Annotated in this window: 1 protein-coding gene; it reads left to right on the top strand. The window is 75.4% G+C overall.

All coding sequences use genetic code 11. The features are described 5' to 3' along the window. A partial coding sequence (locus ACSNOK_RS35995; protein WP_436784859.1) for a hypothetical protein occupies positions 1-240 on the top strand: 240 nt, incomplete at both ends.

The raw sequence follows: 240 nt of genomic DNA on the forward strand, positions 1-240 counted from the left end.
GGCTGGAGGACGACGCGGCCGCCGCCCTGCTGGACGCCCGCGCCACCGCCAACACCCACGAGCAGCGGGCCCGCAACCAGATCATCCGCGACCTGGACGCCCTGCCGGAGCTGGCCGGCCACCTGGCCGAGTACGGCAGGCACCTGGCCGCCGAACTCGACGCCTCCCACCGCCGGGTGCGCAAGGCCAACGAGGAGATCGTCCGCGGCCTGAAGGTCGTCCCGCAGGAGCCCGCCGACG

Source organism: Streptomyces sp. URMC 126 (assembly GCF_051386555.1).
GTDB lineage: Bacteria > Actinomycetota > Actinomycetes > Streptomycetales > Streptomycetaceae > Streptomyces.